The organism is Streptomyces sp. NPDC054813 (assembly GCF_053611365.1).
This window is the reverse complement of record NZ_JBSHAF010000033.1, coordinates 23,116-38,815: the sequence shown is the minus strand read 5'-3', so window position 1 is coordinate 38,815 and position 15,700 is coordinate 23,116. Positions and strand designations below refer to the sequence as shown.

Below are 15,700 nucleotides of genomic sequence, written 5' to 3'. Positions count from 1 at the left end.
GCGGGCGTCCGTATCGGTTGCCTGTCGCGCCCGGCTCTCCTCGCCGTACCGCCGGATGGCGCATCATGGCGGTATGAAGGAGCTGGCGGGGCGGCTGGCCGCGGTGGACCCGGATGCCGGGGCCGCCGTCTCGGTGATCGCCTACTTCGCCCGGCCGGCCGAGACCCGGGCCGGTCTGGAGGCGCTGGTGCGCGGGGCCGCCGTGCTCGCCGGCTGTACGGCGCGGCTGGTCGACGAGGAGCGGCGGGTCCGGCTGCGGGTGGAGCCGGACGGCCGGCGGAAGGACGGGTACCCGGTGCGGAGCCCGCGCCGGACGTCCGGGCCGTGGAGGCCGCGGCCGCGGACGCGCCCTGGATGCTGCGCACGCTGCACGCGGTCGCGTCGACGGCGAGCCTGCGGGCGGCGGCCGCCGAGGTCGGCGTCCACCACTCCACGCTCCAGGACCGGTTGACGCACGCGGAGCATCTGCTGGGCTGGCCGGTGCCCACCCCACAGGGCCGGTTCCGGCTGCAACTCGCCCTCACCATGCGGCAACTGACGCGGAATCAGTAGACGTCCCGGACGTAACGCCGTTCCGAGGCGAGCTGTTTGACGTACGTGGTTGCCTCGCCCTCGGTCAGTCCGCCGTGCACGGTGGCGATGTCCTTCAGGGCTCGGTCGACGTCCTTGGCCATCCGGGAGGCGTCGCCGCAGACGTAGAAGTGGGCGCCGTCCTGGAGCCAGGACCACAGCAGCGGGCCGTGTTCGCGCATCCGGTCCTGGACGTAGACCTTGGCCCGCTGGTCGCGGGAGAAGGCGGTGTCGAGGCGGCTCAGGGTGCCCTCGGCGAGCAGGGCGGTGAGCTCCTGCTCGTAGTAGAAGTCGGTCGCCCGGTGCTGTTCGCCGAAGAACAGCCAGTTGGGGGCGCGATGGCCACGGGCGCGGCGCTCCTGGAGGAAGCCGACGAACGGCGCCACACCGGTGCCGGGGCCGACCATCACCATGGGCGTCGCCGGGTCGGCGGGCGGCCGGAAGTGCGGGGAGCGCTGGACGTGCACCGGGACCGGGGTGCCGGGCTCGGCGTCGGCGAGGAACGGTGAGCAGACGCCCTGCCGGGGCCTGCCGTGCAGGTTCTCGTAACGGACCACGGAGACGGTGGTCGAGACCAGGCGGGGGTCGGTGAGCGGACTGGACGAGATGGAGTACAGGCGCGGTTGCAGCCTGCCGAGGACCCCCGCCCACTCCCCGGCGTCGGCACGGATTCCGAACTCGGCGGCGACGTCGACGGCTTGCCGCCCCCAGGACCACCTGGCCAGCTCGTCCTTGTTGTCGGGGCGGAGCAGTTTGCGCAGTTCGCGGGCGTCACGGGTGCGTTCGGTGGCGAAGCGGAGCAGGTCCGGGGTGATCCGGGTGATGTCGAGGTGTCGCAACAGGGCCTCGGAGAGCGGGACTTCACCGACTCCGTCGACACGCACGCCGGTCTCGCCGTCGAGGCCGGTGACGGTCAGCCACTCCGCCACCAGGTCGGGCGAGTTGAGGGGGCGGACCGCGAGCGCGTCGCCCGCCTCGTAGACCAGCGGGGTCGCGCTGTCGCGGGTGTCGAAGGTGAAGCGGCGCACCTCCTTGCCGGCGCCGGGCAGGCTGAGCAGCTGGTTGCCGACGAGCCGGGCGGTGCTGGGGGCGGGCCGCCTGGACCGGGCGGGCGCGGGGGCGGGCGCGGGGGCGGGGGCGGCAGCCCCGTCCTTGAGGGCGGCCAGCACCTGGTCCAGCCAGGACTCCGCCTGTGTCTCGTAGTCGGGTTCGCAGTCGGTGCGCGGGGCGAGCCGGACCGCGCCGAGTTCGTCCATACGACGGTCCAGGCGCCGCCCGTGCCCGCAGAAGTCGTCGTAGGAGGAGTCGCCGAAGGCCAGGACGGCGTACCGGCGCCCGGCCAGGCGCCCGGCGTCGAGGGCGGCGAGGCCGTCCCAGAAGCCGGCGCCGTTGTCGGGGGCGTCGCCGTCACCGAAGGTGCTGGTGATCAGCAGCAGGTCGGCGCCCGTGGGCAGGGCGGCCGGATCTGCCTCGTCCATGGCGACCAGGGAGGCCGGATGGCCGCCCGCGGTGAGGCGCTCGGCGGTGGTGGCGGCGAAGTCCTCGGCGTTGCCGGTCTGCGAGGCCCAGAGGATCACCACCTGGCGGGTGGCCGGCGCCATCGTCGTGGTCTCCGGCGCCGGTGAACGGGAGTACATGCCGGCGAGGGTGCCGTTGACCCATCGGGCGTGTTCGGGGCTGAACGGCGCGTCCGGGGGCAGGACGGGGACGCCGGGTGCGCCGGCCGGGATGCCGGCGAGGAAACCGACCAGGTACTGCCGTTCGGGTTCGGTGAGAACCGGCGGCGGGGCGGGGTCGAGTCCGAAGACGGAGGCGGCAGTCGCGGGGGCGGCTGTGGGCAGCCCGGCCGGAGTCTCCTCGACACCCGGCCGCCGCACGCTCACCGGTGTGGACACCTTGGTCAGCGACACCGCGCACACCTTCAGCTCGGGCTGGAAGGACAGCGGATCGACCGCGTCGCTGGTCACCGCGTTGACGCTGAGGTACTCGCCGAACAGGTCGTTCCAGTGGAAGGGCGCGAAGCAGGCACCGGGCAGCACCCGGTCGGTGACGACGGCCGGCAGCACGGCCCGGCCGCGCCGGGAGGCGACCTCGACGGAGTCGCCGTCGGTGACGCCGAGCGCGGCCGCGTCCTCGGGGTGGACCTCGACGAACGGGCCGGGGTTGAGCTTGTTGAGCTTGGCGACCTTCGCGGTCTTGGTGAGGGTGTGCCACTGGTGCTGGAGGCGGCCGGTGTTCAGGACGAACGGGTAGTCGTCGTCGGGCATCTCGGCGGGGTCCAGATGCGGGCGGGGGTGGAAGACGGCGCGGCCGGAGGCGGTGGCGAAGGTGAGGGTGCCGTCGGGGTTGACGTACCGGATCGGGTTGCGGTCGGGGCTGTCAGCGGTGGCCGCGGGCCACTGCACCGGGGTGCCGCGCAGCCGGTCGTAGCTGACTCCGCGCAGGTCGTAGCCGGTCCCCGGGTTGTGGAAGCGTTTGATCTCCTCGAAGATCTGCTCGGCGCTGTCGTAGGAGAAGCCGTCCTCGAAGCCCATCGCGCGGGCGACCCCGGCGATCAGCCGCCAGTCGGCGGTGGCCTCGCCGGGCGGGTCGACGGCGGGACGGGCGAGGGTGAGGTTGCGCTCGCTGTTGATGAGGACGCCCTCGGACTCGGTCCACAGGGCGGCGGGCAGCACGATGTCGGCGTAGGCGTTGGTCTCGGTGTCGGTGAAGACGTCCTGGGTGATGACGAGCTCGGCGGCCTCCAGGCCCTCGATGACGGTCCGCCGGTTGCCGACGGAGGCGACCGGGTTGGTGCAGATGATCCAGCAGGCCTTGATCTCGCCGTCGGCCATCTTCTGGAACATCTCGACGGTGCCCTTGCCGACGCCGTCGGCGCGGATCGTGCCGGGCTTCAGCCCCCACACGTCCTCGACGAAGGCCCGGTCGGCGTCGACCAGGACCGACCGCTGGCCGGGCAGGCCCGGTCCCATGTACCCCATCTCCCGCCCGCCCATGGCGTTGGGCTGGCCGGTGAGGGAGAAGGGTCCGCTGCCGGGACGGCAGATCCTGCCGGTGGCGAGGTGCAGGTTGACCAGCGCGTTGGTGTTCCAGGTGCCGTGGGTGGACTGGTTGAGGCCCATGGTCCAGCAGCTGGTCCACTCCCCCGCCTCGCCGATCAGCCGGGCGGCTGCGCGCAGGTCGGACTCGGGGATGCCGGTGATCGCGGCGACGGCGGCGGGCGGGTAGTCGGCCAGGAAGTCCGGCATCGCCTCCCAGCCCTCGGTGTACGCGGCGATGAACTCGGGATCGGTGTGCCCGTTCTCGTACAGGAGGTGGAGCAGGCCGTTGAGCAGGGCGACGTCGGTGCCAGGTTTCACCTGGAGGAAGAGGTCGGCCTTCGCGGCGGTGGCGGTGCGGCGCGGGTCGACGACGATCAGCTTCGCGCCCGCCTTCACCCGGTCCATCAGACGCAGGAAGAGGATGGGGTGGCAGTCGGCCATGTTGGCGCCGATGACCAGGAAGACGTCGGCCCGGTCGAGGTCCTGGTACGAGCCGGGCGGCCCGTCGGCGCCGAGGGACAGCTTGTAGCCGGTGCCGGCACTGGCCATGCACAGCCGGGAGTTGGACTCGATGTTGTTGGTGCGCAGAAAGCCCTTGGTGAGCTTGTTCGCCAGGTACTGGGCCTCCAGGCTCATCTGGCCGGAGACATAGAGGGCAACCGCGGCCGGTCCGTGCTCGTCGACGATCACGCGCAGCCGTCGCGCGGTCTCCGTGACGGCGGTGTCCACGGCCGTGGGGACGGCTTCCTCGCCCCGCCCGGGCCGCAGCAGGGCGGTGGTCAGCCGGCCGGGCGCGGCGAGCAGGTCGGCGGTGGTGGCGCCCTTGGTGCACAGCCGGCCGAAGTTCGCCGGGTGCCGCTTGTCGCCGGAGGCCTTGAGGACGGTACGGCGGCCGTCCGGGCCGCTGCCGATGTCGAGGACCATGCCGCAGCCGACCCCGCAGTACGAGCAGACCGTCCGCACCTTGGCGGTGTCGGTGCTGCGCGAGTCCGGCGCGGCCACGGGCACCCCCTGTTCCTGCTGGTCGGCCTCTGTCATCCGGCCTCGACCGTATGCACAGCTGATTACACCGGCGTCACCGCTCCTGATCAACGGGGGTTAAGGCCACCGCACAGACCGGCACCCGGCGATGTGAGCGGGCGCGTACGGGCTGCCCCGGGATGCGTGGTACCGGGACCTGGTGGAGGATGAGGGCGGCCGTGGGCGGGGGCAGGCGAGGAGGACCGGGTGGACAGGGACACCTCCTCGCGACGACCGGCCTCCGCGGGCGCACCGCCCGTCGACATCGGCTACATCGATCTGCTGCGCGGCATCGTGGAGGACTCGGCCGTCGGTTTCGCGGTCCTCGACACCGATTTGCGCTACCTGTACGTCAACCCGCACATGGCCCGGATGACCGGCCTGCCCGCCGCCGCCTACCTCGGGCACACCCTGCACGAGGTGCTGCCGCACATCCAGCGGTCGGAGCAGCTGCTGCGGGACATCCTGCACGACGGACGGCCGCGCGAGACCATCGTCACCGGGCGGACCTGGGTGGACTCGCCGTACCAGGTCCGGGAGTGGCGGTGCGTGTACCACCGGCTGGTGGACAGCACCGGCAAGGTGGTGGGCGTCGCCGGGGTGGGCCTGGAGATCAGTGAGCCGCAGCAGTACGTCTACGAGCTGGAGCGTGCCCATCGGCGGCTCGCGCTGCTGGACGCGGCCGCGTCCCGGATCGGCACCGGCACCGATGTCGCCGGGACCTGCCGGGAGCTGGCGGAGTTCGTCGTACCGGAGCTGGCGGACGCGGCCGGGGTGGAACTCAATCCGCCGGACACGACGTCGGGGCGGCGGGCGCCCACCCGGCTCGCCGCGTACGCGACCCGGCCGGGTCTGGTCACCGGTCTCGCGGCGCTGGACGCGCGCGGCGAACTGGTCGGCTGGCCGCGCGGCGCCGGGACCCGGCGGAACCTGGCGGCGGGCCGGGTCCTGCGGCGCAACGCGATCACCTCGGCACAGTGGCGGGCGCTCATCCCGAGCTGGCCACCGGCCCGGGCTTGTCTGACCGCCGGCGTCCACTCCGTGCTGCTCGCGCCGCTGGTCTCGGACGGCCGGTACCTCGGCAGCCTGCAGCTGGCCCGGGCCGGGGACTCCGGGCCGTTCTCGAACGAGGACGCCACGGTGGCCCGCGAACTCGCCGCCCGCGCCGCGCGCGCCCTGGACCGGGCGGTCCGCTTCGAGCGTGAGCACACCATGGCGCTGGAGTTGCAGCGGGCCCTGCTGGCCGAGCCGGGCCAGTTGCAGCAGCACGCCGGTGTGGAGACCACCGGACGCTACCGGCCCGCCGACGACGGCTCGCTGATCGGCGGCGACTGGTACGACGTCCTGGCCCTGCCCGACGGCCGTACGATGCTGGTCATCGGGGATGTGATGGGCCATGGCGTGGACGCTGCGGTGGCCATGAGCCACTACCGTTCGACGCTCCGTGCCCTGGCCCGCGCGGGGCTCTCGCCGCGCCGGATCCTGGAGCACGCGGACCGGATGGTCTCGGACTCCGGTTTCGAGCGGGTGGCCACCTGCTTCCTCGCGCTCGGTGACGCGGACGTCGCCACCCTCACGTATGCGAGCGCCGGGCATCTGCCGCCGGTCTGGCTGGCTCCCGAGGGCGGGATCGAGCTGGTGCCGGTGCCGGTCGGCCCGCCGCTGGGCAGCGGGCTCGGCCGGTACGAGCAGCGCGTCACCCCGGAACGCGGGGGTGTGCTGCTCCTGTACACCGACGGACTGGTGGAGCGGCGAGGCGAGGACATCGACCGGGGCCTGGCCCGTCTGACGGGGCTGTCCCTCTCCCCGAACGACCCGCTGGACAAGATCGTCGACACCGTCCTCGACCACCTCGCCGTCGGCTCCGAGGACGACATCGCGCTGCTCGCGGCCCGTGCCGTACGGCAGTGATCGGGCGGCTCAGTCGTAGGTGAGCACCATCCGGAAGCGCGCGGCCCCGTCCATCATCTTCTGGTAGGCCGCGCCCGCCTCCTCCAGCGGTACGGTCTCGATCGTCGGGCGGATCCCGTGCAGGGCGCTGAACTCCATGGTGTCCTGCACGTCCTGGGCGGTGCCGGACGGATGGCCGCGGACCTCCCGGGCGTTCGTGAGCAGCTGGAGCGGGCTGATCCCGAGGGGCTCGGGGTCGATGCCGATCACCACCAGCTCGCCCCGGGGTCCCAGGCCGTCCACGGCCGCCGAGATCGCCTGGGAGTTGCCCGCGGTGGCGAGCACGACCTTGGCGCCGCCGAGCGACTGGAGGGCCTCCGCGACGGGTGTCGAGGCCGTGGAGTCGACGTAGTGGTGGGCGCCGAGCTGCTTGGCGAAGTCGGCCTTCTCGGATCCGCGGGCGATGGCCACCGTCTCGAAGCCCATGGCCACCGCGTACTTCACCCCGAGGTGGCCGAGCCCGCCGAGGCCGACGACGGCGACCAGGTCACCGGGCTCGGCCGGGCTGCGCCTGAGCCCGTTGAAGGTGGTCACGCCCGCGCAGCCCAGGGGCGCGGCGTCGGACGCGGTCAGCCCGTCGGGGATGCGGGCCAGGGCGTCCACCGGGGCGATCACCTGCTCGCCGAAGCCGCCGTCATAGGTCCAGCCGGGCACCTGCAGGTTCTCGCAGACGATGAAGTCGCCCTGCCGGCAGGGCTTGCAGTGGCCGCAGCTGCCCCCGAACCAGCCGACGCCCACCCGGTCGCCGACCCGCCAGCCCCAGTCCTCGATGCCCTCGCCGAGTTCCTCGATCCGCCCGGCGATCTCGTGTCCTGGCACCACGGGGAACGTGATGCCCGGCAGCCCGGCGGTCACGAAGAAGCTGTCGCTGTGGCAGATTCCGCAGGCCTCCACGGCGATCCGCACATGCCGGGGGCCCGGCCGGGGCACCTCCCGCTCCACGATCTCGAACGGTCCGCCCGCGGCGGTCACCTGCGCGACTCGGTAGGTACTCATACGTCTCTCCCGGAACGGGTACGACGGGAACGGTCGAAACCCCTCCCCCAGCACATCAGCTCCGGGCCGATCGCGCGCGGCGAGCCCGGCAGGCGGCCTGCTCGGTGACGACGAAGGTGCTGCGAGCCCCGCTCAGCGCCTCGCCGGGGCGGTGTCCGCGTGCGCGGTCCGCGGGGCGGACAGGAAGGCGCCGGCCGGCTGTGCCCCGGAGAGGCCGTGGGCGCGGTCGAGCACGGAAGGCGGCCGTGACCGTACGGGAGGCCGAGGCCGAGGCCGATCTGGCCGGCCGGCCAGAGGGAGGCGTCGAGGTGCAGCAGTGTTGCCGTGGGATGCCACGGGCCTCGGGGCGAGTGGGGGGAGCGGGCTACGAGCGGTCGTCGCGCGGGGTGAGTTCCGCGGGGTGGGCCTGTTCGACGCGATCGCGGCGGGTGTACATGCCCCAGTAGTGCTCGGCGAGTTCGTCCGGGTGGGACGGGGGTGACCTCCGGACTTCGCCCACGAGGACCTGCTGTTCTTCTTCGGCACCAACGCCCTGCTGGCCCGCGCCGTCAAGGACACCGCGCCCGACGCCTGGCGCCGGGGCGTCGCCTTCACGCTCGACGGCCTGCGCACGGCGGCCGCCCATCCGCTGCCGGCGCCGCCGCTGTGCCTGGAGCAGGCGTACCGGTTGACGGAGAACCTCACCGGTACGCCCTGACCGCTCACAGCGGAGTGCCGCGGCCCCTCATCACGAGGTGATGCCGTTGTACTGGTCCCAGGTGTAGGCGAGGTCGGGCGAGGAGGGCTTGCCGGACCAGTTGAAGTAGTCCCAGACGAGTTCGGCGGGGTTGGTGGCGAGGTAGCCCCGGCCGGGCAGGTCGTCGCCGTCGTCCCAGGCCCAGGGCGGGTTGGCCGCGTCGGTGTCGCAGGCACCGTTGGCCGGGCCGAGGACCCCGCCCGCGCCGCACTTGGCACCGTAGGGGTTGGAGCTGTCGTCGCCCGCGAAGTTGTTCGTGGTCGCGAACAGCGAGGTCAGGGTGCGGTTCGCCCACATGCCGTTCGAGGCGAAGACGTCGGTCAGCGTGTACTGCACGTCACGGTCGTCGGAGCCGGACGGCACCTCGGCGGTGGAGCCGGGGTAGTAGACGATGCCGTCTCCGCTCGCGTACTGGTCGCGCTCCTTGGACAGGTAGCCCTCGGCCCATGCGGCATGGGTGTTGGGCTGCTGGGTGGTGAACGGACGTCCGTGGCCGTCGTCGTGCGGGTCGCCCTGCAGCTTCAGGGTGCCGTCGACGCTCTCCTGCCCGCTGGTGAAGTCGCTGCCCGCGGGCACCCAGGAGTAGAAGTTGCTGTGCGCGACGGTGATGGCGGCCTTCAACTGGCCATGCGCGGAGCCGTCGTTGGCCACGACGACGAGGACGCCCTCGGAGTCGTTCTCGTGCTCGGACAGGTCCTCCTGGTAGTTGTCGAGGACGCCGTCCGACCAGTCGCGCGGGTGGAAGTACGTGTACAGCAGGTACGAGAAGGACGGGGTCTGGACGACCGAGTAGTAGACATGCGCCGCGAGCGCGAACTGGCTGGTGTTCTCCCAGTTGTCGCGGCCGTTGAGGTCGCCGTCGTAGTCGTAGGACGTGATGTAGTCGGACTTGCCGCCGAGCGCGGTCTCGCCGGTGGAGTCGACGTCCTGGAAGTTGACGGGGGCCCACCACTGGGCGAGAGCGGCACGGTCGGCGGCGGAGTCGGCACGGGCCTGGGTGGGGTGGGTGAGGGTGGCGCAGCAGACGGCGGCCAGGGCGGCCGTGAGGGCGAGGGATCTGCGTCGGGTCAGAGGCACACGAGAACGGCGGGGGCGGCTGGTTGCCACGGTTCCTCCGGGGGCGGCGAAAGGAACCGGCACGTCGGTGAAGTCGACGTGCCGGTACGGGAGTTGACGCTGTATTCCAGTGGTGCGTGAGGCGCCGCGCGTACGATACAGCGGGGTACCGGCGCGCCGGCAGGGCTCAGCAGGTGATCGTGCCCCGTCGCAGTGCGTGGCCGCTGTCGTTGCTGTCGTCGGACCAGTACACGGGCTTGGCGCCGCTGCTGCACGCGTCCGAGCCGGAGACGGCGAAGCCCTCGTTGTTGAGGTTGTCCATGCCGGACGGGCGGTCGTAGGTCGCCGTGGTGGCGAAGACGCCGGACGCGTCGATCTTCATGGTCCGGTGCTGGCCGTCACAGGTGTCGTCGCAGACCGCCCACAGGCGGGAGCCCTGCGGCTCCCACTGGAGTTCCATCACGCCGGCCATGCCGCTGCTGAGCGACGCGACACGGGTGAAGGTGCCGCCGTCCTTGAGGACGTAGCCGTAGATCATGCCGGTGCCCTCGACACCGACGAAGAACACCCCGCCGGTGTGCGAGCCGTAGTTCGCCGGGTCGTAGGCCGCGCCGGTGGAGGCGTCCTTGAACCCGGCGGTGGTCAGGGTGGCGTCCGGAACCCAGGTGATGGCCTCCAGGCCGAGGTTGGAGTCCACGGACGGCAGGTCCGAGGTCAGGTTCCACTCGGTGGCGGCGGTGAGCGTGGTGGCCGTGCCGCTCACGTCGTACTTCAGGACGGACAGGCGGCTGGTGCCGGACGCGTCCGCGTTGCGCTCACTCGCCACGTAGACGCCCCCGCCGGCTCCGGAACCGGTCAGCGTGACGCCCTCGTCGTCGGGCGTGCCGGAGCCCCCGGGGAACTTGAGGGTCTTGCCGGAGGTCCAGCCGTTGCTGGTGTCGGCCTTCCACGCGGTGGAGCCGTTCGGGACCAGCCGCCACAGCTTGCCGCTGTTCTGCGCCGCCCACATCACGCTCCCCTCCTGGTAGAGGCCGCTGAGGTCGGAGCCGAAGGCGTTCTTGGTGTCGGCGGTCGCGACGGAGCTGCCGCCCGGCCAGGCCGTCGCCGAAACGCCGCCGGATCCGCAGTCGTTGGCGGCGCCGAGGGTGACTGCGGCCGAGCCGAAGGTGCCGGTGCCGTCGGGGCAGCGCGACCACGACGGGTCGGAGTGCTCGCTCCAGCTGAAGCTGTCCACGAGAGTGGTGCCGTCGGCGAGGTAGAGGCGCGCCTCGTCGCCGGAGCCCAGACCGAAGGCGTTGTGCACGTCGAAGGCCACGAAGCCGCCGGGGGCGAGCGTGGTCCCGGCGGCTATCGCGTACTTGGAACTGTTGTTGTCGTCCTTGAGGATCCAGCCGGAGAGGTTCACCGAGGCGGTGCCCTTGTTGTAGAGCTCGACCGAGTCGTTGACGTCCCCGGTGGTCACCACCTCGTTGATCCGGATGTCGTCGGCTGCCGCCGCGTGGGCGGGGGACGCGGTCAGGGCGCCGACGGCGAGCGTCGGACCGGCGACGGCGACGGCGACGAGCAGAACACGGAGGCTACGACGCCACCGGCGAACGCGTGATTCGGTCACGAGATCCGTCCTGAGGTTCCGTTGTGACAGGCCGCCAGGACCCTTCCGACGTGACCCGAACGGCCGCCCTCCCCCGGGTGAGGCCGTTATGAACGGTGGGCGAATCACCAAGATCGCGCCGGGTGGCCGCGCCGGTCGGCAGCGATCGGCAGGGCCGCGCCCCGCGCGTCAGGCCAGAGCGCGGGCCAGGAAGTCGCGGGTGTGCTCGGTGATGGTCTCCAGGTGGCTTTCCAGGGCGAAGTGCCCCGAGTCGAGGAGGTGGATCTCGGCGTCGGGCAGGTCATGGGCGAACGCCCGGGCGCCGTCGGGGCCGAAGATCTCGTCGTTCGCGCCCCACACCGCCAGCAGCGGGACCTGCGAGTCGCTGAAGTACCGGTGGACCCGCGGGTAGAGATCCACGTTGGCGGGATAGTCACGGAAGAGCTTGAGCTGGATCTCGTCGTTGCCGGGACGGTCCAGCAACGCCTGGTCGTGCACCCAGTTGTCCGGGCTGACCAGGCTGGGGTCGGCGACACCGTTCAGGTACTGCCAGCGGGTGATCTCGAGGGTGAGGGCGCCGCGCATGGGGGCTTCGGTCTTTGGTCCCGGGGCCTCGGCGTAGGCGAAGACACCGTCCCAGAAGGGCTTGACGAAGCCCTCCTCGTAGGCGTTGCCGTTCTGCGTGACGATCGCCGTGACGCGGTCCGGGTTCCGCAGGGCCAGGCGCCAGCCGATGGGGGCGCCGTAGTCCTGGACGTACATCGCGAACCGGTCGACCCCCAGCTGTTCGAGCAGGCCGGCGGTGACGTCGGTGAGGGCGTCGAAGGTGTACGGGAAGTCGTCGAGGCCCGGCATGGCGGACTGGCCGAACCCGATGTGGTCGGGGGCGACCACGCGGTAGCGGTCGGCGAGCGCCGGAATCAGGTTGCGGAACATGTGCGAGCTGGTCGGAAAGCCGTGGAGGAGGACCACGACGGGCGCCTGCGGATCGCCGGCCTCCCGGTAGAAGACGTCGAGGCCGTCGACGGTGGCGGTGCGGTGATGGACTGCGAAGGCCATGCCCCTAACCCTTCTCTCGTACTTGACTGGTTACCCACCCAGTCGAGCACACTCCACCTAACCCGTCAAGCCGACTCGACCGGTTAGGCTTCCATGGCGTACGGGCATAGGTGTAACCTTCCAAGCACATCAGTCGGGTTAGGAGGAGGTGGCGATGACGACCGACCCGGATCAGCAGGAGACGCTGCTGGAGCTCCTCAACAGCACACCCGTGGTCAACAGCGCGGTCCAGGACCAGCTGGCCGACGCGGAGGCGGCCAGGGCCTGGCAGCGGGCCCACGGGGGCAGCGGCGGCAAGGAAGAGCGCCGGTATCTCCTCCAGGCACGCGATCTCCTCCAGGACGTGGTGACCGGCAGCCGGCCCGCCACGTCCCTGGCGCCGCTCCTCGCGGACGTCACCTCACACCCCCGGCTGTCCGCTGCGGGGGTGGCGTGGCAGCTGGACATCCCCGCACCGCGCCGGCTGGCGGTGACGGCGGTCCTGGCCTGGAGCGCGCTGCAGGAGACGATGCCGGGCCGGCTGCGGGCGTGCGCCAACCCGGAGTGCCGGCTTTTCCTCATCGACCGCAGCAAGACCAACCGGGCCCGCTGGTGCTCGATGGCCGTCTGCGGCAACCGCATGAAGGCACGCCGCCACCACCAGCGCACCCGCGAGGCCGCGACCGGGTGACGCCCCCGGCAGGCGGGAGGGGTGAGACGATTCCACGACGGGCGACCCGTTCGCCGTGCAGGGAGGAACAGCAGCCATGCCGCCAGCGTCCGAATCGGTCCAGGGCAGGGACGACACGGTCCCGACCGTCGCCGGCGCTCCGATGAGCGAGGTCCTCTTCCGTGCCGCCCGGGCGCACCGGATCACGGCGGGCCACCTGCTGCGCGAGACCGGCCTCTACCCCGGGCAGGAGCTCCTGATGATGCGGCTCTGGGAACAGGGCGAGCAGCGCCAGGCCGACCTCATCAAGACCCTGGGGCTCGATCCGTCCACCGTCACCAAGATGCTGCAACGCCTTGAGCAGTCCGGGTTCGTCAGCCGCAGCCCCTCCCCCGCCGACCGCCGGTCGGTCCTCGTGACCACCACCCGCGCCGGCCAGGCTCTGCGCGACCGGGTCCTGCGGGCCTGGCGCGACCTGGAGGCGGTCACCGCCACGGGATTCACCGACGAGGAGTACCGGCAGGCCATGCGGTTCCTGGCGCGCATCGAGGAGAACCTCGCCGGCACGAACGGTACCGCGCCGCTGTCGTGACCGCGCGGGCCGCCGTCGCCGGGCACGGCGATGGTCAAAACTGTGTCATCTCGTATCTGCGGCTGAGAGGGCGGGAGTCGGGCGACGTACCAAGGGAGCAAGTGGCTGCGACTCCTTCAGAAGGGCACCTCCTTGATCCTGCGACGCATCGTCCTGAGCCTTGCCGTAGGGCTCGCCTCCCCGCTCCTGCTGGGGGCGTGCGGCTCCTCCAACGGCACCAGCTCCGACAGCGCCGCGCCGGTGGCCCCGGCCGCGTCGGATTCCGCGGTCTCCGCACCGGCCACCTCGGCGGCGGCCGACAGCGGCAGCTCCGGGACCGGGTCCTCGGCCATCACCACCGGGGTGGCGGCCGAGGCGCTGAACGGCATCGGCACCGTGGTCGCCGACGACAAGGGGATGACCCTCTACCGCTACGACAGGGACGAGTCGGATCCCTCCAAATGGACCTGCTCCGGCGCCTGCACAAAGACCTGGCTGCCGGTCATCGTGGGGGACTCCGTGCAGACCTCGGGAGTTGAGAAGAACCTTCTCGGCACGGTGCACCGGAACGGCATGAAGCAGCTCACCCTCGCCGGGTGGCCGCTCTACCGGTACAGCGGCGACACCGGCGCCGAACAGGCGAACGGCCAGGGGAAGGACGCGCAGTGGTACGCCGTCGCCCCGTCCGGACAGAAGGCCGCCAAGACGGGCTGACGCCCACAGCTCCGGTGTTGCCGCCATGAGGACCAGCCGCCTCCTCCGCTGAACTTCTCAGCCGGACGCCACGTACCAAGTCTCTGTGGTGGCCCTGTGCCGCCCGGCGCACCGCCAGCGAAACGGCTCGGCGGCAAACGCGCCGCACGGAGAAGGGGGTTGAACATTTCCACGGACCTGAGCCGTCCGGCCGGCAGCACTCTCGACCCGGCCGACCCGGCCCCGGCGGGGCAGGAGGAGACGGCGGGCAGAGCCCGCGGCCACGCACAAGTGGTTGGCCTGGACGGCCTCCGCGGCCTGGCAGCCTTGTATGTGGTGCTGTTTCACTGCTGGTTGTACACCTTCCCCGGCTACCCCGACAGTTCGGCACCCCCGTGGCTGAAGGGGCTGATGTTCGGGCGCCTGGCTGTCGTCTTCTTCCTGGTCCTGTCCGGCTTCTCCTTGGCCATCTCCCCGGCGCGGCACGGCTGGCGGTCGGGCGGCGTCGCCCAGTTCCTGCGCCGGCGCGCCTGGCGGATCCTGCCGCCGTACTGGGCGGCGCTGGCGATGAGCCTGGTGATCTCCTTGTTCGTGGTGCCGGCCTCGCACTTCGGACCGCCTACCGGCAAGACCGTCCTGGTGTTCGGACTCGTCGCCCAGGACCTGATCACCGCGCCCACACCGAACGGCGCGTTCTGGTCGATCGGAGTGGAGGCCGAGCTCTACCTCCTCTTTCCCCTGCTCCTCCTTGTCCGGCGGCGCTCCAGCGCGGTGGTGCTGGCCGCGTGCGTGGCGCTTCCGGTGATCGCCCTCGGCCTGACAGCACCGGGCGCGAATCCGGTGGAGGGCGACAACTGGCTTGCTCCCCACCTCGCGCCCGTGTTCGTCGCGGGTGTGATCGGCGCCGGGGTCGTCGCCGCGCGAGAGGGGGTTCGGCGCCTGCCCTGGGGCTGGTTCGCCGCCCTGGCCGCCCTGCCCGTCCTGGCTCTCGGCGTCATCAAGGGTTCCGTGTGGACGGTGAACCACTACTTCTGGATCGACCTGGCCATCGCTCCCGCCATGACCATGCTGCTCGCCGCGGTGGCCACCGGCAGGCCCGCCCCGCTCCTACGGCTCCTGACCACCCGACCGATCCGAAGGCTCGGCGACTTCTCCTACAGCCTCTACCTGATTCATCTGCCGATCGTCATGGTCGCGATTCGCCGCGTCGCCCCGCATTTCGCATCTCCCGGCCTGCCGACGTTCTGGTTCACGCTTGCCGTGGCACTGCCGGTTTCGGTGCTCGGGGCATGGCTGTTCGCCCGGATCTTCGAGATTCCCTTCAAACGGAACAGGTCCTGGAAGACCCTGATCGCACACGGCGCTCCGTCATTCCCTCAGTTCCACGCGTCGGCCGGACTGCCGTGGCCGAGCGGGCGCCGTAGGAGCAGGGCAGGTGACGCAGGGCGCAGCAGCACCCCGTAGCCGCCGGCGGCGAGTGCGGGTGCCGGAGCCGGAGGATCAACCCGTCGTAGAAGGCCGCCGTGTTCAGCAGCACCACAGGCTTGCCGTACAGCAGGGGCCGGCGGTCGGTGGGCTGCGGCGGTTCGCCTACGAGGCGGCTGACTCCGGCCGGCGACCACCTGACCGGGACGCCCTGGCGGGTCCGGCGCCAGAGCGGGAGCCGTGGGGGGGGGGGGGGGGGGCGGGGGGGGGGGGGGGCGAGGGCCCCCCCCCGGGCGGGCGACGCTGCTAGAACCCCCCCCGACCAGTCTGGCGAGCGCGCGCG

11 protein-coding genes and 1 pseudogene are annotated in these 15,700 nt (G+C 71.8%); 6 read left to right on the top strand and 6 right to left on the bottom strand.

Annotation, left to right across the window (positions count from 1 at the left end; genetic code table 11):
- Positions 1-73: 73 nt before the first annotated feature.
- Positions 74-552: pseudogene (locus ACWGJB_RS43330) on the top strand (helix-turn-helix domain-containing protein).
- Here the strand turns inward: ACWGJB_RS43330 and ACWGJB_RS43325 are convergent.
- A complete protein-coding gene (locus tag ACWGJB_RS43325) occupies positions 546-4,535 on the bottom strand; it encodes a molybdopterin-dependent oxidoreductase (protein WP_453385593.1) in 3,990 nt (1,329 codons plus the stop codon). The pseudogene ACWGJB_RS43330 and the gene ACWGJB_RS43325 sit on opposite strands and share 7 nt — an antisense overlap.
- Positions 4,536-4,838: 303 nt before the next feature.
- Here ACWGJB_RS43325 and ACWGJB_RS43320 point away from each other — a divergent pair, with 303 nt between their 5' ends.
- The gene (locus tag ACWGJB_RS43320; RefSeq protein ID WP_453385530.1) at positions 4,839-6,542 is read left to right on the top strand and encodes a SpoIIE family protein phosphatase; all 1,704 of its coding nucleotides are present in this window, start codon (positions 4,839-4,841) and stop codon (positions 6,540-6,542) included.
- Positions 6,543-6,551: 9 nt separating this feature from the next.
- Here the strand turns inward: ACWGJB_RS43320 and ACWGJB_RS43315 are convergent, their stop codons facing one another.
- The 5 genes from ACWGJB_RS43315 to ACWGJB_RS43295 all read right to left on the bottom strand — a co-directional run bounded on the left by ACWGJB_RS43315 (position 6,552) and on the right by ACWGJB_RS43295 (position 12,019).
- Positions 6,552-7,577, bottom strand: a complete 1,026-nt coding sequence (locus ACWGJB_RS43315; RefSeq protein WP_453385529.1) for an alcohol dehydrogenase — start codon at positions 7,575-7,577, stop codon at positions 6,552-6,554.
- A gap of 364 nt (positions 7,578-7,941) precedes the next feature.
- Positions 7,942-8,076: a hypothetical protein gene (locus tag ACWGJB_RS43310; RefSeq protein WP_453385528.1), complete on the bottom strand. Its 135-nt coding sequence runs from the start codon at positions 8,074-8,076 to the stop codon at positions 7,942-7,944.
- Between the two features lie 228 nt (positions 8,077-8,304).
- The gene (locus ACWGJB_RS43305; protein WP_453385527.1) at positions 8,305-9,390 is read right to left on the bottom strand and encodes a hypothetical protein; all 1,086 of its coding nucleotides are present in this window, start codon (positions 9,388-9,390) and stop codon (positions 8,305-8,307) included.
- A 166-nt stretch (positions 9,391-9,556) separates the two neighbouring features.
- The gene (locus ACWGJB_RS43300; RefSeq protein WP_453385526.1) at positions 9,557-10,981 is read right to left on the bottom strand and encodes a lamin tail domain-containing protein; all 1,425 of its coding nucleotides are present in this window, start codon (positions 10,979-10,981) and stop codon (positions 9,557-9,559) included.
- 168 nt (positions 10,982-11,149) lie between these two features.
- On the bottom strand, positions 11,150-12,019 hold the full coding sequence (locus ACWGJB_RS43295; protein WP_453385525.1) for an alpha/beta fold hydrolase: 870 nt from the start codon (positions 12,017-12,019) through the stop codon (positions 11,150-11,152).
- A gap of 154 nt (positions 12,020-12,173) precedes the next feature.
- Here ACWGJB_RS43295 and ACWGJB_RS43290 point away from each other — a divergent pair, with 154 nt between their 5' ends.
- From ACWGJB_RS43290 to ACWGJB_RS43275, 4 genes are all read left to right on the top strand, one after another.
- Positions 12,174-12,689 (top strand): CGNR zinc finger domain-containing protein, encoded by a 516-nt coding sequence (locus ACWGJB_RS43290; protein WP_453385524.1) that lies wholly within the window; start codon positions 12,174-12,176, stop codon positions 12,687-12,689.
- Positions 12,690-12,765: 76 nt separating this feature from the next.
- A complete protein-coding gene (locus tag ACWGJB_RS43285) occupies positions 12,766-13,260 on the top strand; it encodes a MarR family winged helix-turn-helix transcriptional regulator (RefSeq protein ID WP_453385523.1) in 495 nt (164 codons plus the stop codon).
- A gap of 132 nt (positions 13,261-13,392) precedes the next feature.
- Positions 13,393-13,953 carry a hypothetical protein gene (locus ACWGJB_RS43280; protein ID WP_453385522.1) on the top strand — a complete coding sequence of 187 codons (561 nt, stop codon included), beginning with the start codon at positions 13,393-13,395 and terminating at the stop codon, positions 13,951-13,953.
- 159 nt (positions 13,954-14,112) lie between these two features.
- A complete protein-coding gene (locus ACWGJB_RS43275) occupies positions 14,113-15,396 on the top strand; it encodes an acyltransferase family protein (protein ID WP_453385521.1) in 1,284 nt (427 codons plus the stop codon).
- Positions 15,397-15,700: the final 304 nt, after the last annotated feature.